This window comes from Psychrobacter sp. FME6 (genome assembly GCF_014861365.1).
In the GTDB taxonomy this organism is placed as follows: Bacteria; Pseudomonadota; Gammaproteobacteria; order Pseudomonadales; family Moraxellaceae; genus Psychrobacter.
Genome location: NZ_RRYW01000004.1, coordinates 48,674 through 69,866 on the forward strand (window position 1 = coordinate 48,674; position 21,193 = coordinate 69,866).

Below are 21,193 nucleotides of genomic sequence, written 5' to 3' on the forward strand. Positions count from 1 at the left end.
GTTATTTTTAATTTTATTGAATTTACAATTTATCTCATATTTAAATCTTGATTATTGTTTTTATTTAACTATTTGCATTGACTGCATTTAATTAACGTAGCATCCGTTTTATTTATAAAATCTAAACAATCATAGCGCAAGATTATCAGCCTATTGTTGTGGTTTCGCAATCAGCCAGTGTTTCAAACTGCTCAATATTTGGTCATAGCGCGCATAGAACGGCTGTTTCTCTCGTTATTTTAAATTACGAGCTCTATAATTTACGAGCCCTATAAGACAGCGTAATAGCTGCATGCTACAATAAAGCCAAAAGCGCTTTTGGTTGAGCGTCAATTATCTCTAAAAAAGTTTAAAGTGGCAGGTTTTCAATCTGCCTGAACTGTTTTTAAACTGTCTGATACACATTCTGATAACATCTAAACGCTATATAGCGAATATTATATTTTACCCACCCCACTCCATAAGAAAGGATTTCTCATGAGCGAACTGCAACTGTCTGACCGCGTCAATAACATCAAACCATCTCCTACGCTAGCGATTACCAATAAAGCCACAGAGCTAAAAGCAGCAGGTAAAGATATCATCGGTTTGGGCGCTGGCGAACCTGATTTTGATACACCAGAACACATCAAAAAAGCGGCTATTGATGCCATTAATGATGGTTTTACCAAATACACCGCTGTCGATGGCACACCAGAACTCAAAAAAGCCATCATTAAAAAGTTCAAACGCGACAATGACATCAGCTATGAGCCAAATGAGGTTTTAGTATCGGTCGGCGGTAAACAATCATTCTTTAACCTTGCCCAAGCCTTTATCAACTCAGGTGATGAAGTTATCATTCCAGCACCTTATTGGGTCAGCTACCCTGACATGGTCAAAATCGCAGAAGGCGTGCCAGTCATCGTCAAATGCCCAGCTGAGCAAGACTTCAAAATCACTGCCGAGCAATTAGAAGCCGCTATCACCGATAAAACCAAAATGTTGGTACTGAATAGCCCATCGAATCCAACTGGCATGATCTATACCTTAGATGAGCTAACAGCTATCGCTGAAGTGTTGAAAAAACATCCAAAAATCTATGTTGCCTCAGATGATATGTACGAGCACATTCGCTGGACAGGTGATAAATTCTATAATATCTTGAATGCAGCGCCTGAGCTGAAAGACCGCGCCATTATTTTGAATGGCGTCTCTAAGGCCTACGCGATGACCGGTTGGCGTATCGGTTATGCGGGTGGCCCTGCCAAATTGATCGGAGCGATGAAAAAAATACAATCGCAGTCCACTTCATGCCCCACGTCTATCAGCCAAGTCGCAGCAGAAGCCGCTATCGATGGCGACCAAAGCGTACTCGAGCCTATGGTAGAAGCTTTTGAAAAGCGTTGTGATTTGGTCGTTGATGGTTTAAATGCGATTAAAGGGATTACTTGCCTGCGTCCTGATGGCGCGTTTTATGTTTATCCTGACATCAAACCTTTAATTAAAGCGGCGGGTTTATCATCCTGTACTGAGTTCTCGGAATGGTTGCTCGATAAGGTTGGCGTGGCTGTTGTACCGGGTGATGCATTCGGTCTTGGCGGCTATATGCGTATCTCTTACGCTACTGATGAAGCCACACTAAAAGATGCTTTGTCACGTATCGAAAAGGCGGTTGCTGATTTGGACGTGGCTGAATAAGTCTTTAAAAAATCATTCTAAACAACCTCTCTATAACAAGACGCTCCATAATATTTATGTGGGCGTTTTTTTATTCACCTCGCCATTGCTAAATTTTGGTGAAAAACCTCGGATTGTGCTATTAATACAATAATCTTTACTAATTATGCAAAAAAGGCTTGACGTATTTTTTATCTTTGCTAGAATACGCCCCACTTAGCAAGAACTCGTTAGAGACTTCTAAGGCTCGTTATAAGGTTTTAAACGCTTATAGCTTATTCTCCAATAGCTCAGTTGGTAGAGCAACGGACTGTTAATCCGTGTGTCCCTGGTTCGAGCCCAGGTTGGAGAGCCACATTTTAGTTGTAAATTTTTTGAATTATATTTAATTCAATTATGGCATTTGCCAAGACCCTCATCACTTTGATGGGGGTTTTTTTATGGCTGCTGTTTTTTTTCGTTTGGAATGGATTTTTTTGGCTGGCGGTGTCTATGCAAACAGAAGCTGCGGAACCTATAGTCAGTGAAAAGTAAAATCGATACATCACGCACTGCAGGTACCGTTTTTTCTAGCTTGCTGTGCCTACGCAGACAGAGGCTACAAAAAAACTATACCAGCAGTATCGTAGCGTTTTTAAAGTATTTTAATTATATGTTTAAAAACAAGCATCCCAGCAGCACGGTATTCTTTTGCAAGTGGATTCGCGGTATGGTTATCAGCAAACGCTAGGGTAAAAATATTGAAATATGCGCTTGCTCTTTGTTTTCCTGAATAACATTGTCGTATGCCGAGAGCTGCTCATTTGAAAAGCTATTGGTAAACTGCCACATGGTGGTAAATATCACGGTCAATAACACTGCCATGACGGCAAGGATAACCCATAATGGCGTCTCGCTAGTAAGCGTGTGCTTGATTTGGTCAGGAATTGCCCAAAACGGTGAGAACGCGTTTTTATTGCCGCGTAGATGCTCAATCTCATCGCCCAAACGCGAGATAAGATAGCGAATTTTCTCTGGTGCTTCTAAACGATACTTACCTTGAAAGCCGAGCAGCATCGCATAATGATACACCTCTAAAGCAGGTAGGCGCTTCTCTCCTTGCTCACGCAAACCATCTAAACGCTCAAAGAACTCATTGCCCGCGATTTGCGAACCAAACAAATCCAGTTGCAAAGGATTCATCTCCCAAGCATCTTTTAGGGTTTGAAACTCTGGGTCCTGCGTGGTCATGATGGTCTCATCAATCAGCGCACAGTAAGCGTATTTTGCCTCATGAATGTCTTCTGACAAAAAACCTTTTTTGCGAGCATCAACTTCGAACTTGTCCAAAAATGCGTATATCTTTTGCCGAAAACTACGCGGCTCACTACTAAAATAATGATTACGCAGCAGGAATACCAAATAAAAGCCGTCATACATAATATCGACCAGCGACTGGCTGCTGATACGTTTATCCAGTCCCGCTGCTGAGACTTTTGATGCTACCTCACCCGAATCCAATAGTGAGGGCGCAGAGCCCACTGAATTATTCCCTGACATGATTGTTCCTAATGCTTATTGTTTCAAATACTATTTAGTGTCTATTGATCTTTCAACCTTAGCACCACTAGAGACGCGGCATAACTACTGTACGATGGCCATCAGCTCAATTTTTAAATCATCAAAGCCATTTGGCACATAAATACAAATAGATTCAGACTTTAGCATCTCGTCATACAGCTCACCTACTGGCTCGATGGTAAAGTAGCTAAAGCCTGGTCTTACCGGTATCGCGCTAGGTACTTGGGTGACGTGCGAAACAGGAGAGCCTGGCAGCGCAGAGAGAACACGTTTTTCTACTGAGTCAGGGGTCGCAACCTTGAAGCGCCGTGGCACGATGTCGATTAACTCGTGCATCGGTAGCGATGAGCTAACAGACAGATACAGCTGTGAGCCGCGCGTGATTTTGTCACTACTGAGATCACCTGTGTAGTAAGACGGTTTGGTCTGACGTAATGGAATTGAGATAAAGTTGCTGGCAATCACCGTATTGAGCAGCTCACGTATGATCGAGATAATACCGACAAACGATTCGTTGGCATTGTCATGATGATAAGAAGGCAAATCCCCTACTTTATATAATGAGCTAAAAGTAGCCAACTGACTGGCAACATTTAATAGCGCCTCATAAAGCCGTTCTGGGTGTAGTTTGGCATTATTATATAAATGGCTGATCTGAGAGTATGCGGTATTCAGCGTATGCAGCAGCCAAAAAGACGCAATATCTGAAGAGCGAAACTCTAACAAGTCATTGTTAGATTGACGATGATGGTCATACAATGAGGTGGACTTGGTATTAATCATGGTCATCAAACGATAGACTTGCCCAACGAGCGCAGCGTTACTGGTAATATGCACACTCGGGACGATATAATCATTATCGACTTGATAAACGCCTTGGGTGGTACGCACGAGCTTAGCGATCAATAAAGACACCGTATCTTGACTGGGCACTTGCGCAGAATGGCTTAATTGCAGACTTGGCGACAGCTTAATCACATCGATGACCGCTTCAGCGGCTTGACTATATAGGTCTTGCGCCTCAACAGCACCTTTGACATAGCGCGCTGGATTATCACTGTGATCCGTCTGAATATTACTGCCACCACCATGAACAATTTCTAAGCTTAAAAATACAAAAATCTCATCACCATTATCTTGAGTATCTAAGGTAACTGCTTTTGGCAATGCATCGGTGCGAGGTGCTTGGTATATTGTACCATCGGGCAATACTGCATAAATACTCTGAAAACTTAATAAATGACTTTCTAATAATTGCTCATCGATCTGAACCTCAGATACCCCATAAGCATAAGGGTGCGCCAGCATCATACTTAATGCTCGCTGCGAGTCATGATAAGTGTCTTGAATCTGAAAATGCTGAGGACGCAAAAACAGCCCTTCGCCCCACAATACTCTATGTTTGCTCAAGACAATCTCCTACGAACAGCTGACTAGTGGCTGCTGATAATATTTAAGTTTGGTACTAAATGTAGGCACCAGCGCCGGGTCGATACCCTCAGTAATACTGACATCGCATGCACCTATATTCAGCGTAAATGGCGTATCAAAATTGAGACTGGCAAGTGGAATAAGAAACTGTGAGCGCTTTTTGGTATATCTTAATCCCACTTTAATGGCGATAAAACGTGCATCTTGCGGAATATTTACCGTCAGACTGGAATCACGATTTGGAATCACACTGACTTCTTTGGCAGCCAATTCTTCAATATCACTGAACTCACTTTCTTCTTCTAAGAACGCAATATAAGCGGTGCTTGCTGTCCCTAGTTTGGCACGTCCAGCATTAGCGTTGGCAGCGGGTTTAATATGGAGTGTTATCTGCTGACGCGTTAGTTTTTCTTGTAGTGCTTGCTGCTCGGCACTCATGGTCGCAAGCTGCTGTTGCTGCTGCTCTAACTGCGCTTTCAAGCTTTGCAAATCGGCACTGTTTTTGCCACTACCAACGATATTACTCATGGCATTTCCAATAGGAGATTCGCCTGCCAGTGCCGACACCTTGTCATTTGATTTGCTCAATTTATCAGTGCTACATCCAGCGAGCACACCGCTTAGCAAACAACCAGTGGCTATTAATGCCATCGGCAATGTCATACATCTGTCCATATTTTAAATTTACCTTAAATCTTATTGTCATTATTGACTGGTCAAAATCTCTGCCATTTCTGGGCGACCAAGCACCCCTTTTTTACGCAGCTCGACATGGCCAAGATCCATCATACGCCAATCACCACCCCACACAAGTCCAGCAGATTTGGCTACTTTACCATATAATTTATAGCCTCGCATCGCCCAAGGATCCTTTTCACTGATGACAATCTTACCATTTCTAATAAAGGCACTATCACCTGCCAAACCAAACTGATGATAGCTTTTATACGACCCCGCCTTGGTTACGTGAGAGCCTTTTCTGAGCAGCCTTGCTTGCCTTGCTGGGCTACGATAGCCTTCTAAAAGCACCATGTCATAGCCATACTGATCACTCATTACTTTATACACAGTCAACAGCCGTTGAACAAACTCTGAGTTCATTTTTTTCCAATTACGGTCAGCATTTTTGATATTGATATGGCCATTATTTAGATGTGAGGCCAGCATATCACCCGAATAACCCGTACTGTGATCTTGCGTATTTAGCTCAGACAAGTCAGGCTCAGGCAGCATCAGCGGTCTGCCAGCTTGAGGCACATTCGTTTGATTTTCAGGCCAATAGCCTTCCTCCGCTTTATCGGCCTGATAGCTTGCAACTTCGGCCTCTAACTCAGCGAACAACGCCTCAGGCGGCGCTGGCGGCGGTCTCAGGCGCTCTCCTATTAACAGCTGGCTGATTTGTGCGCTTGTAGTGCTGGGCCGCGTATCTTTTGCATGATACACCTCAAGTGAATGACTAGTAATCAAGGCATAACACAGCCCAGCCGTCGCCATGATAATCAACAGTGATAATGCCGATATCACTGGGAGTCGCGAAACATCTATTTTTGCAATAAACCGCCCAAACTGCTTGATACGATAACTAAATGGCTGCTTAGGTGGTTCTGTTGATGAATGCTTGGGTAATGAATGCTTAGTTCTGGGGCTGAATAATCGTTGAAAATAGATCGCAATCTTGCCCAATAATCGCGCGCACAGCTGCCGATCAAAGAGCATGACAATCATCATAATCGATAGCAACGTAAAGAAAGAAACGATCACATACATCATAAGACGATAAAACCAAAACGACGAAAAAAGACAAACAGGCGTTGGTAATTACTATTTTGTCAGTATTATATAGATAAAACATCTTCGTTGGAAATAAAGCCGACTTAATTATGCTATTTTCTTATTCTCCTGCCTTGGTTTTATTAATGCTGACGGGCTTTATACGAACGATTTATTATTAATATTGACTTAATAACGTGATAGACCTTATTAGTTCAGCTATTTATTAAAAAAATATAAAATTATCATTTCTACTTATTGTTGAATACGATCTTAGTAAAATAATATTAGTAAAATAAAGTCATTAAATTTAGTAGAAAGAACCTTGTAAATGCCATAGAATACTGCCTATAAATTTTGTAAACATAGTCATAAATACAATAAAAAACCAAACAAACAAGAGGTTTAAATAAGTGGGCGCAAAAAAAATACTGTCTTATGGCCGCTTTGTTGTCGTGATGCTCTTAGTGGCTTACCTGATTTTGGTCTGGATGTACTTTAAAGACAATGCTCGACAGCTTACCTCGTCCGGTTTGTTACTGTGGTTTGTTGCTATCCCCCTATTATTTGTTGGCGTTATCATGATGCTGTTGTGGTGGCAAAAAAGATTAAACAGCCAAGAAAGAGAAGCGTTAGATAGCACTGGGGCAAAATCTGATAAAAAAGCCCCCGTCAAACTGCCTGATACTTATCAGTTGTTTATCTATAGCCGTGTTTGTTTGCCCGAGGGGAATAGCTGGTCTGATGTGGTAGACAACGATGAAGACCTGACAGTATTAAGCGAAGATCTGATGGATATGGATGGGCTGCCAATACTGACCAAACCCATCGCCAGACTCACCGATGCTGCCTCCTTACCCTATGCTTACCTTTATGATGATTCTTTAGCAGACTCGGATTTTGATGATAACGAAGATACGCATACAGAGCACATGCCAGCGTTAAATGATGTAACTTTACGCTTATGCTCATTGGTTTATGAGCAGCTTGCGTCAAGCGATGAGATATTGTATATCCTCGCCGAGCACTTCCATCAGTACCATAAAAATAACAATACCCAACCCAACTCAGCCATTGATGTCCATCCTGAGTGGCAGCAGCATTATTTAGCTAGCGCCAGTGAAGAAAACAGCCAACCAGATAATGAGTCAGCCAATGACTCAAGCAACGATGACACGCTTTCTGTCTCTGCAGGTACATCGCTCGCCAAGCTACCCATTTATTTGTGCCTCCCTGCCAGCGCCGACTCAGCGTTACTTATTGCAGCCATCAAAGAGCAACTAGCGACCTACGGTATTCCTGAAGCACTACTCTCTATTGAAGTCATCTCGACTGATGACGCTACTATAAAAAATAACGTAGAAGATAGTATAGAAGATAACGTTGAGCTTGATGGTAGTCATGGCATTCATGAACCTAGCAAGTTTATTAACCGACATCTGATTCCATTGTCTCAGTCATCCGCCCCTGAGCTTTGCTTAATGCTCATTGCTGACTCACAGATAAATGAAGAATGGTTAGATGCTCATATGTACTCAAGCTCTGCTTCTAATGTCATTCCTACCGAAGCTGGTGCGCTGTTGGTGTTTTCTAATCAAGCGGCTCAAGATGTACTCAATATCGATTCCAGTGCCAGTATTTTATTGACTGAGATTTGCGCCCCAAGTCCTAAAGATAGTGACGTTAAAAACAACAATAAACGCAGCTATTTCCAACACCTAACGGCTATCAAAAATCTATTGATAAACAATAACCTCTCACTGTCACCGACCGATACGACCGCGCTAAAAACCACTGATAAACCGACAACAAAACCAAAAAAAGAATCGTCTGACATCAAAGACAAAACTAATAACAAGACTAATGTCTCTCTAGCAGATATGAGTATTACCACTATTTCAGACATTAATCCATTAAAACAACCTTATGACCTATCAACGTATATGAACTTTCTCGAAGCATTTATAGCAAAAGGCGCTCTAGTAAATGAACATCATTTAGGGCATTATATGCCATTAAATAATTGGTTAACACCATTTATCAGCTTATCACTGTTTGTTAATATGGCAGAAAAAAATCAACAAGAGTCAGATGAGATATTTTTAGTTACCCAACATAAGCACTGCTCTATGCTTTGGTTAGCAGACTTTTCTCAGACGCCTGAATCATAGCTTTGACAACTCTTTATCGTTGTAAATACTCGCTTTATTATCTTAAGACCACACTAGGTAGCACGCATGTTTTCAAGGTTTTTTCATCTTATCTACAACCCAAGGGTATTATTAGCATTGGGTATCATAGTCGCTCTGGTCTTTTTGTATGACTATGTGAGCATCAAAACCTTTTTTATTATTGTTGGCATTTTAATCACATGCACGGTGTTGGGGCTGCTGACCTATTATCTGTGGAAAAAACGCAAGGCTGCTTCAGATGAGCTGGCAAATTTGGTCGAAGATAATGACAATGAGAGCCCAAGTGAAGATAGCACGCACCTAGCAAAAGATGAAAACGCCCAAGAGGTGCAAGCGCTACGACAGCAAATGCAAGATGCCATTAAAACCATTCGCAAATCAAAGATAGGCGATCAAACCGGTAAGGCAGCATTATACGAGCTACCGTGGTATATGGTGATCGGTAATCCAGCGGCAGGCAAAAGCTCAGCAGTATTACACTCTGGCTTAAAATTTCCATTCATGGATCAAACCAATAAGCTATCCGTTAAAGGCGTTGGCGGTACACGTAATTGTGATTGGTTTTTCTCCACTGAAGGTATTTTACTCGATACCGCAGGACGCTACTCCGTTTATGAAGAAGATCGCTCAGAATGGTTGTCGTTTTTAAACTTGCTCAAAAAGAATCGACCTAAAGCACCGATTAACGGCATTATTATCGCGGTCAGTATCGCTGAGCTTACCAAAAACGACCCAAGCTATGCCTTGGATTTGGCCAAAAACCTACGCAGTCGTGTGCAGGACTTAACCGAACAGTTAGAAGTCTATGCGCCTGTCTATGTGGTCTTTACCAAGATGGATTTGATTTCAGGATTTCGTGACTTCTTTAATGACTATGAGCAAGAAGAGCGCAGCCAAGTATGGGGCGCGACCATTCCCTACCCCGAAGACCCAGAAGACATCAATATTACTGACGTATTCGAAGAGCATTTTGGCGTCTTAGTCAACGGTCTAAAAGATTTAAGCACTACTAAGCTATCTTTGCGTCATCAGCGCACCGTATCTCCTAGTCTCATGACCTTTCCCATGGAGTTTCAGTCATTACGTCCGATGATACGGACGCTGATGCATGCTTTATTTGAAGACAATCCTTTTCAATTTAAGCCCATATTGCGTGGATTTTACTTTACTAGCGCCTTGCAAGATGGCCAAGTTAGTAGCCAAATGACGTTGCAAATGGTACAAAATTACGATTTGCACCCACCAGCTATACCACTTAACGCCCAGCAGGAATCCGCTGACAAGCCTTACTTTTTACAAGACCTATTTTCCAAGGTAATTTTAAAAGACAAGCATCTGGTTAAGCAGCACAAAAACCGAAACAAACGCAGTCATCGCGCACTTGCTACCCTAGCTGCTGTTGTCACTTTGTGCACGGTTGTCGGATTGTGGACTTGGTCGTATGCCAATAATAAACAGCTCACTGAGCGCGTCGTGGCCGACTTACAACAAGTCGCAGCGCTGCAAAAAAACTCTAATGGAGATCTACAATCCCAGCTTGAGTCACTCAGTATTTTACAAAGTCGAATCGAGCAGCTCGAAGGCTATCAAGACGACAAGCCGCTGTCTCTGAGATTTGGCCTTTACCAAGGCGATAAACTGAAGCAAAAACTGTTAGCAGAATACTATAACGGTATCCGCATCATCGTCTTAACACCGACCAAACAAAACATCGAAACGTTTTTGACCGAAGTAAACACCAACGCCGACCAGTTAGAAGTGCGTACAGAGGATTCGACCACTGACAACACCTCTGATGCTGCCGTTAATGATGCTTATATTCAGTCAGACCCTACGGACGTCGAAGATGCTTATAATGCGCTCAAAGCTTATCTCATGCTTGGCAATCATGACAATTTAGAGACCAGTCATTTAAGCGATCAGATGACCCGGTTTTGGCGTAACTGGCTCGACGCCAATCGCGCTGATATGCCACGTGACAAAATGATTCGCCAAGCTGAGCGTATCTTGAGTTTTACGTTGGCTCATGTCGGCGACCCCACTTTTCCATTGATTCAAAATGACTTAGGGTTGATAGACAAAACACGCGGTAATTTATCAAAAGTTAGCAAAGGCCAGCCTGCTCGTGAGCGTGTTTACTCTGAGATTAAAATGCGTTCATCGGCCCGTTTCCCATCTGTCACAGTCGCTCAAATCACCCAAGGTACAGCCAACGAAGCGCTACTTGGTAGCCATGTCATTTCAGGCACCTTTACCAAACAAGCGTGGGAGTCGTTCGTCAGTGATGAGATTGATAAAGCTGCCACTACTAGAATAGTCGCCGATGACTGGGTATTGGCAACCAGTAGCCAAGACGACCTCACCTTGACAGGTAGTCCTGAACAAATACGGCAGTATTTGGTCAGTCGCTATAAGCAAGAATATATCAGTGAATGGAAGCGGTTTTTATCTCAAGTTTATCTTCGCGATAGTAAAGACTTCGATGACCATGCGGTCTTATTAAATCAGCTGTCTAATGCCACAGAATCACCGCTAAAAACATTATTTGAGACCGTCGATCGCCAAACTCAGTGGGATAACAAAGCGGCCAATCAAGCGGTTGGCAATGGCGGGGAATCTCGTCGTTCATTTGTGAATTGGTTTAAGCAAACCATTCTGCGTCAGAGCCCCGCTGAGCTGCGCCAAGCAGAAGCGACCATGAATAACGGTCGTAGTGCTAGTAACACCGCTGCTGTAGCACCAGCAAGCTCAGGTGTGATTGCTCAAGAATTCTCTTCTATACATGCTTTAGTAACGCCGCGAGAAGACAACCAAGACCTGTCATTATTAGACAATTACTTGGCAAGCTTAGGCGACATTAGAACGCGATTTAATAATATCGCTCGTAGTGATGATATCGGCCCTGATGCACTGTTGTTTGCCTCGCAAACCCTCAGCCCCGAAGGCTCAGAACTGACTAAATCTCTACAGATATTAGATGAGCAAATACTCAGCCAAGCCAATTCTGAAATTAAACAGCTGGTTCGCCCCTTATTGAGTGAGCCTTTGACACGCTCCTTCAATATGCTACTGACCCCCACTAAAGCAGAGATTAATAAAGTCTGGAAAGCACAAGTACATAAGCCTTTCCTAGATAATTTAGAAAAAAAGTATCCCTTTACCGCCAATGCTAACCTAGAGGCGACGCCTGCTGAGATTGGTCAATTCTTTGGCGAAGATGGCTACGTGGCGCGATTCGTCAACGAAACATTATCGCCCTTTATCATTCGCCGCGGTGATCAAATCTCCAGTAAAATCTGGAATGGCGCAGGCATAGGTCTTAACCCGAAATTTGTCGCTGATTTTGGGCGCTACTTTACCAATTATACTGGTAGTAATAGTACTGGTGGTGGTGCTGGTAGTAGCGCGGCCAATCAAACCACCTTTCAAATCATGCCCTTACCCGTCAGCGGCTTGACCGAATATACGATTGTGGTCGATGGTCAACAGCTACGTTATCGCATGGGTAGCCAAGCTTGGACAACGTTTGTATGGCCCAATCCAAGCAGCCAGCCTGGCGCCAGTATACGAGCCAAGGATTATGATGGCAGAGACTTTACTGTCTTTGAGGAAGCAGGTAGCTTTGGTGTAGAACGCCTTATCAATAGTGCACGTCGTACTGAACTTGGCAATGATATCTTTGAGATGGCATGGTCAGGTGATGATGTCACTATCTCTGTGCGCTTTAGAATCATCAGTGGCAGTGGTAGCACCACCACCGATCAAGGGCGCTCAAACAATCCATTTACTGGTATGAAATTACCAGATGAGGTTATCGCTCTGGGCGTTACACGTACAGCAAGGCCAATTTCTGATAGTAATGCAGTCGATGGCGAGGCTCCTACTGCCAATATCGGTTCTGACACCAATCAGACAGTACCAACTGTCGAGCAAGATGCAACTAGCGCTACGCCACCAGCCAATGCAACCACTGTAGCTCCTAGTACTAATAGCATTGCCAATAATGAGAGCCTTCTACAAGCGCAACCGCCTACTGATAACGCGACGACAACTAATGACAATTCAGCCGTCACTGAGCAGCAGGAGCAAACACCATGATTCCTGACTCCTTACCTTTAGTTTATTTTGGCAAACTGCCTGCTCGCGGCGATTTTGTACGGGCGCGTGCTCATATCTCAGAGACCAACGCCATTGACGAATGGGTCAGCCAAGCACTAGCGGTGTCGGAAAGCATATTTAGTGAAAGCCTCGTAGATAAAGCAAATTCCAATAACATCGCTTTTTTGAATTTCAGTCATATCGATACTAAATCTAATGAGATTATCACTGGTGTCCTCATTCCCAGCCATGATAGTAGCCATAGAAACTATCCACTGATAGGCTTTGGCGTGATTCATCTAGATAAACCAAAAAACTGGATGAACTATCTGCCCGTCAAGTCAGCAGCGCTTTGGGATGACACTTATGAAATCTTGAGCATGGCCAAGTCCAAAACTGACAACGCCGATCTTATGGAGTATCTCAATGATAGCCAGCTCACCATCAATAACAACGCCAGCACTCACTATTACGACTTTATCAACACCACCACGTTGCATGATATAGCGGTATTAATGAACATCGACAAATCGCAACTGATACAGCAAATCATCGCCACTGGCTTATTATTTTTGCCTACCTTTACCAAGGGTTTTAACGGTTTAAATAAGGCCATCTGTTGGTCACTCACCTCTGATAGAGAAAGCTCGATACACATAGCGACCTTTTGGCACGATCTCATCAATGGTTTTTATCAGCCGCATCAGCTCTCCCTGAATACTTACTTATACCGCGTTGCTAATTGCTATCGCCTGTTATTGAGTTTCAACAAACCCGATGGACGTATACTCGAGCAAATATCAGAAAGTGAAAAAACTTATCCTGAAGACTGGGTGGTTATCGCTAATAGCGACTGGACAAAAGGCTATATTGATGAAGATATTGGGCTGACCCGTTTCAATAAAGTATTGTTACAAGATAACTTATACCTGTATGATACTAGGCAATTGTTTAAAAAGACCTTTTTGGCACAATAGTGGTTCATAATATAGTCAGTGAGAAGTAATATCGCTACATCACGTACTACAGGTACCGTTTTTTCTTGCTTGCTGTGCCTACGCAGACAGAGGCTGCAAAAAAACCATACCCGCAGTATCGTAGCGCTTTTAAAGTATTTTAACTATAACTACTGATTCATAATAGCTAATAGTAATCGCCATGCATCATATCTTTGCCACTAGTCACTGCTCAATAATATCAAGATTAAAAAGGTACTTGAATGAAAGTCCTCTCCAAAATATCCAAACCTAGGCCAACAAATCGCATGAAAAATTTGCTATTAGCCGTCGCTATGACCCTTCCTATCAGCGTCGTTGTCTTTGCAGCACATAACGATGCTCATGTGACCAATGACGCACAAAATATCCCCGTGGTCATCAAAGGTGTGGTCGCCACTAGCTCGGACAAGCAGCAACTCCTGGAAAAGCTCAAAGCGCAATACCCTAATAAACCAGTTCGAGATGAAATTGAAGTGCGCTCAAGCATTAATATACCCACCAACTGGCAACAGATAGCCACGACTATCATCGACAGCGATATCTCTAACATTCGCCAAGGGCGTATTGATATTCATGGTACGACCATTAGCTTACATGGCAAAGTCAGCAGCATTGAACAAAAACAAGCCATTCAAAACCGTATTCACTCACGGCTAACCGATCTCTATCAATTAGAAAACCAGCTGGTCGTAGTAGAAGAGGAACAACGCCTCATTGATGATACTTTGGGCGATCGTATCGTCGAGTTCGAATCTGGCAGTGCTAACTTGACGCCAACGGGTCTGGGCATCTTAGACGATATCGCAGGCGTATTACAGGGCCTCGGTAATAAGGCAGTCACCATCACGGGCCATACTGATAATGTTGGCAATCCTACTGCCAACCTAGCCCTATCAAATGAGCGTGCAGAAGCGGTCAAAAAATACCTGATAGATCAAAATATACATGCGGCGCGGTTCAGTACCACTGGTAAAGGGGACACTGACCCCATCGCTAGTAACGATGACGAAGAAGGACGCACCCGTAACCGCCGTATCGAATTTACCCTTAACTAATAACATCACTATGTATGATGATAACGGCAAATAATCATCAATCGTCACCTGCTGATAGTTGTCATGAAATTGCTCAAAGAGATGCCATTGCTCAAAGAATAGGGATATGACTATGTTACGCTTGACCAATACCGTGCTGCCCATGCATCCAGATCGGCTTTATGCTAGCGAAGGTAGCACTCAAGCGCCCTATTCGAGCGCGCGCCAAGATATCGATGCTTATCGATTGTGGCAAGATAAGCTCATGCATAGCTTTGATGAAGCCGACATTATTGCTCAACTAAATCCCAATGGTAATCGCCAACATCAGCAGCACGGTATCGATATCTATGTGCTGCACGTTTATATCCATGAGCGGCATCATCCACCCTTTACGCCATTAACCAATCTCATCGGTAGCCCTTTAACCTTGAGCTTTGACACTCCACGTGGCCTAAGCTTTCGTCACCTGTATATAACAGCGGTACATCAGCTAGACCATGATGGCAGCTACGGTTATTATCGTCTGCTCGCCCAGCCCATCAATTATCGCTTGCATCAGCATTTACGCAGTCATATTGATACTGATGTGACCGTACAAGCGATGGTAGCAGAGCGCACGGCTGCACTTGAGATAGAAATAATTGATGATAGTAGCAGCGATGAAGGTGGTGCTAGCTGGGCACCAGCGCGCATGACCCAATGGCAAATAAGCGACTGGACACATATTTGCGAGCGGCTCGCGCGTCAAGGACTGACGGCTTACTTACGCCATGAGCAAACGGACGAGCACAGTCCACCAAAGCTTATTATTACATCGCATAGTCCAAGCGATAGCGATGGTATCAGCTTAAATATTGGCGCACTGCGTTACCAACAAGTATTACATGATCGTGTCCATGCGCCCGTTCTAGCAATGAGTGAGCAGATTGTCACCCAACCAAATTCAGTAACGATGCAGCGCTTTAATAGCGCCAGCGTCGCACAGCCAACCCAGGCCGCTGACGTTGCGATGAGCAGTAATGCCGATGAAGAAAGCCATGCCAATAACCACACACTCACACTCACATTAGATACGCCCGCTGCTTTTGCGCCAGTAACTGATACTGAAACCATAGATGAAGCGGCTATCGTAGCAGACAGTCATCAAAGTCAGTATAGCGTCTATCATGCCCTTGCCCATGCTACTGACTTAAACGTTGCTGATACTTTTATACTTGTCGATCACGGTGCACTCAATCAGCATTACCGCGCTACCCATATCGTGCATCTGGCACGCAATAGTCTAGCGCACGTCACTGGTCTAACTCGAAGCTCACGCCATCAACAGCGTCATGCGTCAAAATTAGAATCTGGCATTCATTTAACGCAGCTGCGCCTCATTACCGCTGATATCTCATGGGTTGGTCCTCTATATAGCAGACACGCCCTACCACCGATGACAGGGATTACGGATAGCCAAAGCGACACAGACAGCCGCAATCATATGACGCCGACCAAAAACTACTTACTGGATAGTCCAGCCCAGTCTATCAGTCGATTAGAAGCACAAGCGGGTGCTAACTATGGCACACACTTTACCCATCGAGCGAATGACCAAACTCTCATGCAATCTATCGGTGATAGCGAGCATTTGATCAATACTGGCAGTCTGTTGTCATCGACTCGCCCTAGCCTATTTGCCACAGACAACGAACAAGCGATTGAGAGTGGTTATCGCAACATGGATAACGGCTTATCAGAATGGGTCACTGATCACCGCACAGAACAAGCGTACTCACAGCTCAACGTCGATGATGGACAAGTCACTGCCAGCATAAAAATGGGGGTTATCAATCCGTCGGACACCGCCAAACGTCAAGGCATCAATGCGGCCACTAACGCCCAAATCAACATAAAATCAGGTGAAGCACTTGTCCTCTCCACTCAACCGCAAACTCATGCACAATCAGGACAGCACAACTACCAGCACTACACTCCAACTCTGACCCAAACCAGCCTTGGCGGTCAGCACTTAGCAGAACGCTTAACGCAACTGGCCACGGGACTTGGTAGACAAGTCAATGACCATAACGCGATTAAAACGCAACTTGAAACTATCGCCGAAGAACAGCAAACCAATACTCATCAAACCAATCCCTATACCCTGATAGACAGCGCAGCAGACAGCAGCTATGTCAGTGACAATACGCTGATTCACAGAACTATGGGTGAGATGATTACTACCACTCAGCAAGATATGATGATCAGTAGTGGTGATAGTCACAGCCAAGTCAGTAGCGAGTCACTGAATATAATAGCCGATGGTCAGTTTAGTATGACCAATGCTAAGGACAATATCACCCTCTCCGCCCATACAGGAAAACTTGAAGCGACGGCTAAGCAAGATGTCAACATCGCCTCCTCCACTAAAGAGGTTGAAATAGTCGCGGCGAACAAGATTACGCTGACGGCTGGTGGTGCAAGTATCACGCTTGATGGCGCTAATATCACCATCGCTGCTAAGCAGTTTACGGAAAAAGGTGGTAAGCATAGTAAGGCTGGTGGTGGGATGGATAGTAGTTATTTATCGCGCCTACCTTTTGATAAGCTTATCGAAAAAGAGTTTTTTGATGAGCAGATTCAGTTTCTAAACACGGCAGGACTACCTATAAAAAATATTGATTACCATTTACTTGGTAAGAATCTAAATATGAAAGCTAAGGTAGACGACGCAGGTAAGACCGTTAGAGCAGATACGGATACCAAATCAGAAAAGCTAGAAACTAAAATAATTTTTAAATCTATTGAAGGTTTAAAAGACCTATAGTGAGAATAGAATGGCAACACTTAAGTTCGATACTAATACGGTAAAAAATAGCTGTGCCAACCAGACAATGCCCTGTAGCTATACGTGGTCAATCGCTCAATACCAATGTTTTGAAAAATTAACTACAAGCTCGGATAAGAAATCATCTACTATTCATTTAAAAGTCGTACAAGATGGCGAAGCAAGAGCACGGCGAATAGCAGCGGTGTATGCTAAATTTTATTTGGAACACAGCGATGTCAATGGTAATGCAAAATATAAAGGACGTCATTTTTGGATGGGGCTTGGCGCATTTGCGAGTAAAACTGTCGCTGACGCATTAGGGCATTGGTCAAGCGCCGCAGATCAGGGGTTACTCGGTGTTGTCTACAACTTTAAACTGGGTAACTTTTGGCTATATCAAGATATTGCTGGATGGCATTTTGAATATAATCAGTGTAGTACTAACTTTAGTACGTGTATTAATCAACGCAATACGAACAACTATATCCCCGAAATTAAAACGATGGTCTATGACTCACATGGGGCATATAACGTACTACCTAAAATACGCAATCTCGGTGCAAGCCAATATATCAAACCTGCTTTTGATGCGACTAAAGAATTTGAGAGATTACCATCTACAGATAGAGAACAAAGAAAAGTAGAACAAAAAATAAATCTTATGAAGCTTGCTAATCACGAGCAGCGTGAAGTGCTACAAAAGATAATCTATCAAAAAAGTGGTTTTAGAGCAGGATTATGGCTGGCTGAAGTTGGAAGAGGAAAGGCATCTATTCCCGAAATCCAAATGGTCTATACTTCTAAAGCAGATACTGACGATTTAGACTTCAAGAATGTTGCACCATCAGATATTGAATTGGCTGATATTACTAAGAGAATGAAGTGGATTACCAGTGTTGCTGAGCAATATATCAAGCTTATGAACAATGATAGTACAAGAGCAAAAGTTGAGAGGGAGATGGTTAAAATAGCAGGTTGGATTAATAAGACTTAGGAACAACTATGTTTAGATATAGGCTTTTTAAAACAGTATTACTAGCAGTTTCATTATCACTATCTACAATAGCTTGCAGCAAAAACGATACAAAAGGAAATACTATGCCGCCTCATGCTTATGTTTCAGTAGAAGAAAGTCCTGAAACTTTTAAGAAGAATAACGAGGACATCAAACAGTATTGGAGTTTTGATGATAACCCACTCAATATTGGCAGCTTAGGCGTTACTTTTTACGAAATTAACTTTCCATCTAACGATGGGACTGCTACCTTTAGCTACCCTAACGTTCCATCACTCACTGTTGATAATGTGGGTATGACCTCAGGCTTCTATATTCATGATAAACCTAAACGAGGCATACAGTCGGTTCGAATTGATTTTTTCGTTCCTAACTCTCAAGGCAGCTATGGTGTTACGAAAAAAGATGCCTATGTCGCTGTGCAAAAACTGTTTAAACAGCTAGAAGAGCAAGGTTGGCAGAACGATCGTCGTGTCACTAGTGCTCGTATATCTCTCCAAGATAGTTATGCTTATGTCACTGATGAGAATGTATCATCTAGCTTTCTAAACTATCAATACCCTCTAACCTTTGATCAGTTTAAACAGCTACCAAGCTTACAATTTTGGGATCTACGAAATGGTACTGATGTTTTTTTAGATATTACTATGCAATACAACTTTGAAGAAGAGATTAACAATTACGTCTATATGATCAGTTTAGATTTTAGCTCCGAAGAGATTCATATCAACAGCTATCTCAGTTATGACAATCCAGACGATACTATGGAATCAGTTTTTATAGAAGCTTATCCAGACTTACCGCAAGCTAGACTATACGCTGAAACTCAAGCTTTAGAAATAGGCTTAGATATTCAACAAGACCAACCTGACTATACCCTACCACTCGTACTTAAAGAGACAGGCATCGATACCAGCAAGTTTGTTTCTATTGACCCTTACAAAATCACTTATGAAGAGTTTATGCAGCGTAAAGAAGCGGGCGAAGACATGACGCCCTATTATGAGAATCAAACCAAAGCCAACAAACCTGAAATTACCAGTCAAGCTCGTGGACGTTGCCTAGCAGGACAGCCCTGCCCTAAATCAGGCTACTGGTTCACGCAAGCAAAATCTGACAGTCGTGCTTACTTTAAGCAAGGTGACATCATGCCGGACTATCCAAACAATAATTGGGGTGAGGTCATTTGGCAGTTTGACGGTGAAAAAGGGTAGTTTTTAATATTTCGATCTAAACCACCTTCGGGTGGTTTTTTATATTTCTTACTCTCCACTCAGCCGCAAACTCACGCACAGTCTGGACAACATAACTATCAACAGCACACCCCGACTTTGACACAAACCAGTTTAGGTGGTCAGCACTTAGCGGAATGACTCACGCAACTGGCAACAGGTCTTGGACGTAACGTCAAAGATCATAACGCGATTAAGACGCAACTTGAGACTATCGCAGAAGAACAACAAACCAATACCCATCAAACAACGCCATTCGCGCTGATCGATAGCGCAGCAGATATAAGTTATGTCAGTACCGATACCCTGATTCACAGAACTATGGGTGAGATGATCACTACTACTCAACAAGACTTAAACATCAGTAGTGGCGATAGTCATAACCAAGTCAGTAGCGAGTCACTCAATATAGTAGCCGATGGTCAATTTAGCATGACCAATGCTAAGGACAATATCACCCTCTCCGCCCATACGGGGAAACTGGAAGCCACGGCAAAGCAAGATGTAAACATCGCCTCCTCGACTAAAGAAGTTGAAATAGTGGCGACGAATCAAATTACGCTAACGGCTGGTGGTGCGAGTATTACTTTAGATGGCGCTAATATCACTATCGCCGCTAAGCAGTTTACGGAAAAAGGTGGTAAGCATAGTAAGGCTGGTGGTGGGATGGATGGGCTGGGATGGGCTGCCGAGTCTGATAGCTGGTGCAATGTACAAAGCGCAGTTTAGATTTGCTGACGATGATGACATTCCTTATGCCAACACACCATATATTGCTATCAATGAGAATACGAAAGAGAGGTTTGAGGGTGTTACAGATATTGAGGGAAACACTGAAACTTTCTTTAGCTCGAATCCTGATGAGATTAAGGCTCATTTGAAACTAGACAATCACACTGCTCAATTCATATTCGCTGACGATGATGATATTCCCTATAGTTTCGTTGATTATATTGCGCAGGCTGAAATAACGGGGGAAGTGTTTGAAGGTACGACTGACTTTAAGGGTTACACTGAAACTATACGTACCTCCATTGAACAAGAAATTAAGTTTCATTTGTTGAACGTTAATAGTGAGGAGAGTAAGTAATGGGCGTTCCTACAGGTGCATCAACAGCATCACAAAAAGAGAGACTAATTACAATAGCTATAGAATCTGGAAGATTTGGAGTGACACAGGCTAGCGTTAAACCGCTTGTTGACCCCTGCCGTCAAATCCGTAGAACCAAACTTGGGAGATTTTAATTACGCAGCCTGACGATAAAAGTCAAACCACACCTGTCTTGGCGATTTATAGCCCAAGCTCTTTTGAATCCTAGTCTGATTATAATACAACTCAATATATCCAATAATATCTCTGATGGCTGCAAATCTTGTTTTATAGTCTTGGTG

14 protein-coding genes, 1 tRNA gene and 1 pseudogene are annotated in these 21,193 nt (G+C 43.1%); 11 read left to right on the forward strand and 5 right to left on the reverse strand.

Annotated elements, in window-relative coordinates; all coding sequences use genetic code 11:
- Window positions 1-477 precede the first annotated feature (477 nt).
- The gene (locus EI162_RS01310; protein WP_192522629.1) at window positions 478-1,680 is read left to right on the forward strand and encodes a pyridoxal phosphate-dependent aminotransferase; all 1,203 of its coding nucleotides are present in this window, start codon (window positions 478-480) and stop codon (window positions 1,678-1,680) included.
- Window positions 1,681-1,938: 258 nt separating this feature from the next.
- Window positions 1,939-2,014: transfer RNA gene (locus tag EI162_RS01315), tRNA-Asn, on the forward strand.
- A 371-nt stretch (window positions 2,015-2,385) separates the two neighbouring features.
- On the opposite strand, the gene icmH is transcribed toward EI162_RS01315, so the two are convergent.
- The 4 genes from icmH to EI162_RS01335 form a co-directional block, all read right to left on the reverse strand.
- On the reverse strand, window positions 2,386-3,198 hold the full coding sequence (icmH, locus tag EI162_RS01320; protein WP_192522630.1) for a type IVB secretion system protein IcmH/DotU: 813 nt from the start codon (window positions 3,196-3,198) through the stop codon (window positions 2,386-2,388).
- A gap of 84 nt (window positions 3,199-3,282) precedes the next feature.
- Window positions 3,283-4,629, reverse strand: a complete 1,347-nt coding sequence (gene tssK, locus EI162_RS01325; protein WP_192522631.1) for a type VI secretion system baseplate subunit TssK — start codon at window positions 4,627-4,629, stop codon at window positions 3,283-3,285.
- Window positions 4,630-4,638: 9 nt separating this feature from the next.
- Window positions 4,639-5,313, reverse strand: a complete 675-nt coding sequence (locus EI162_RS01330) for a hypothetical protein (protein WP_192522632.1) — start codon at window positions 5,311-5,313, stop codon at window positions 4,639-4,641.
- A 42-nt stretch (window positions 5,314-5,355) separates the two neighbouring features.
- Entirely contained in the window at window positions 5,356-6,420 is a 1,065-nt protein-coding gene (locus EI162_RS01335) for a M15 family metallopeptidase (protein WP_225735220.1), read from the reverse strand.
- Window positions 6,421-6,833: 413 nt separating this feature from the next.
- On the opposite strand from EI162_RS01335, the gene EI162_RS01340 reads away from it, so the two are divergent.
- The 9 genes from EI162_RS01340 to EI162_RS01380 all read left to right on the forward strand — a co-directional run bounded on the left by EI162_RS01340 (window position 6,834) and on the right by EI162_RS01380 (window position 20,891).
- On the forward strand, window positions 6,834-8,591 hold the full coding sequence (locus EI162_RS01340; protein ID WP_192522633.1) for a hypothetical protein: 1,758 nt from the start codon (window positions 6,834-6,836) through the stop codon (window positions 8,589-8,591).
- Window positions 8,592-8,657: 66 nt separating this feature from the next.
- On the forward strand, window positions 8,658-12,710 hold the full coding sequence (gene tssM / locus EI162_RS01345) for a type VI secretion system membrane subunit TssM (protein WP_192522634.1): 4,053 nt from the start codon (window positions 8,658-8,660) through the stop codon (window positions 12,708-12,710).
- Window positions 12,707-13,687, forward strand: coding sequence for a type VI secretion system-associated protein TagF (gene tagF, locus EI162_RS01350; protein WP_192522635.1), 981 nt, complete (start codon window positions 12,707-12,709; stop codon window positions 13,685-13,687). Before tssM ends, tagF begins: the two co-directional genes overlap by 4 nt.
- A gap of 287 nt (window positions 13,688-13,974) precedes the next feature.
- Window positions 13,975-14,763 carry an OmpA family protein gene (locus EI162_RS01355; RefSeq protein WP_192522636.1) on the forward strand — a complete coding sequence of 263 codons (789 nt, stop codon included), beginning with the start codon at window positions 13,975-13,977 and terminating at the stop codon, window positions 14,761-14,763.
- 106 nt (window positions 14,764-14,869) lie between these two features.
- The gene (locus tag EI162_RS01360; RefSeq protein WP_192522637.1) at window positions 14,870-17,551 is read left to right on the forward strand and encodes a DUF2345 domain-containing protein; all 2,682 of its coding nucleotides are present in this window, start codon (window positions 14,870-14,872) and stop codon (window positions 17,549-17,551) included.
- Window positions 17,552-17,561: 10 nt separating this feature from the next.
- Window positions 17,562-18,548 carry a DUF2515 family protein gene (locus EI162_RS01365; protein WP_192522638.1) on the forward strand — a complete coding sequence of 329 codons (987 nt, stop codon included), beginning with the start codon at window positions 17,562-17,564 and terminating at the stop codon, window positions 18,546-18,548.
- A gap of 104 nt (window positions 18,549-18,652) precedes the next feature.
- On the forward strand, window positions 18,653-19,783 hold the full coding sequence (locus EI162_RS01370) for a hypothetical protein (protein ID WP_192522639.1): 1,131 nt from the start codon (window positions 18,653-18,655) through the stop codon (window positions 19,781-19,783).
- A 300-nt stretch (window positions 19,784-20,083) separates the two neighbouring features.
- Window positions 20,084-20,530: a DUF2345 domain-containing protein gene (locus EI162_RS01375; RefSeq protein ID WP_318779283.1), complete on the forward strand. Its 447-nt coding sequence runs from the start codon at window positions 20,084-20,086 to the stop codon at window positions 20,528-20,530.
- Window positions 20,460-20,891: a hypothetical protein gene (locus EI162_RS01380; RefSeq protein WP_192522640.1), complete on the forward strand. Its 432-nt coding sequence runs from the start codon at window positions 20,460-20,462 to the stop codon at window positions 20,889-20,891. Before EI162_RS01375 ends, EI162_RS01380 begins: the two co-directional genes overlap by 71 nt.
- A 155-nt stretch (window positions 20,892-21,046) precedes the next feature.
- Here the strand turns inward: EI162_RS01380 and EI162_RS01385 are convergent.
- Window positions 21,047-21,193 (reverse strand): annotated as a pseudogene (locus EI162_RS01385) (IS3 family transposase); the annotation flags it as partial.

Bases quoted from the DNA above. Each gene is read 5' to 3' on its own strand.
- EI162_RS01310 (WP_192522629.1), top strand. From the start codon at position 478: ATGAGCGAACTGCAACTGTCTGACCGCGTCAATAACATCAAACCATCT.
- icmH (WP_192522630.1), bottom strand. From the start codon at position 3,198: ATGTCAGGGAATAATTCAGTGGGCTCTGCGCCCTCACTATTGGATTCG.
- EI162_RS01330 (WP_192522632.1), bottom strand. From the start codon at position 5,313: ATGACATTGCCGATGGCATTAATAGCCACTGGTTGTTTGCTAAGCGGT.
- EI162_RS01335 (WP_225735220.1), bottom strand. From the start codon at position 6,420: ATGATGTATGTGATCGTTTCTTTCTTTACGTTGCTATCGATTATGATG.
- tssM (WP_192522634.1), top strand. From the start codon at position 8,658: ATGTTTTCAAGGTTTTTTCATCTTATCTACAACCCAAGGGTATTATTA.
- tagF (WP_192522635.1), top strand. From the start codon at position 12,707: ATGATTCCTGACTCCTTACCTTTAGTTTATTTTGGCAAACTGCCTGCT.
- EI162_RS01355 (WP_192522636.1), top strand. From the start codon at position 13,975: ATGAAAAATTTGCTATTAGCCGTCGCTATGACCCTTCCTATCAGCGTC.
- EI162_RS01360 (WP_192522637.1), top strand. From the start codon at position 14,870: ATGACTATGTTACGCTTGACCAATACCGTGCTGCCCATGCATCCAGAT.
- EI162_RS01365 (WP_192522638.1), top strand. From the start codon at position 17,562: ATGGCAACACTTAAGTTCGATACTAATACGGTAAAAAATAGCTGTGCC.
- EI162_RS01370 (WP_192522639.1), top strand. From the start codon at position 18,653: ATGCCGCCTCATGCTTATGTTTCAGTAGAAGAAAGTCCTGAAACTTTT.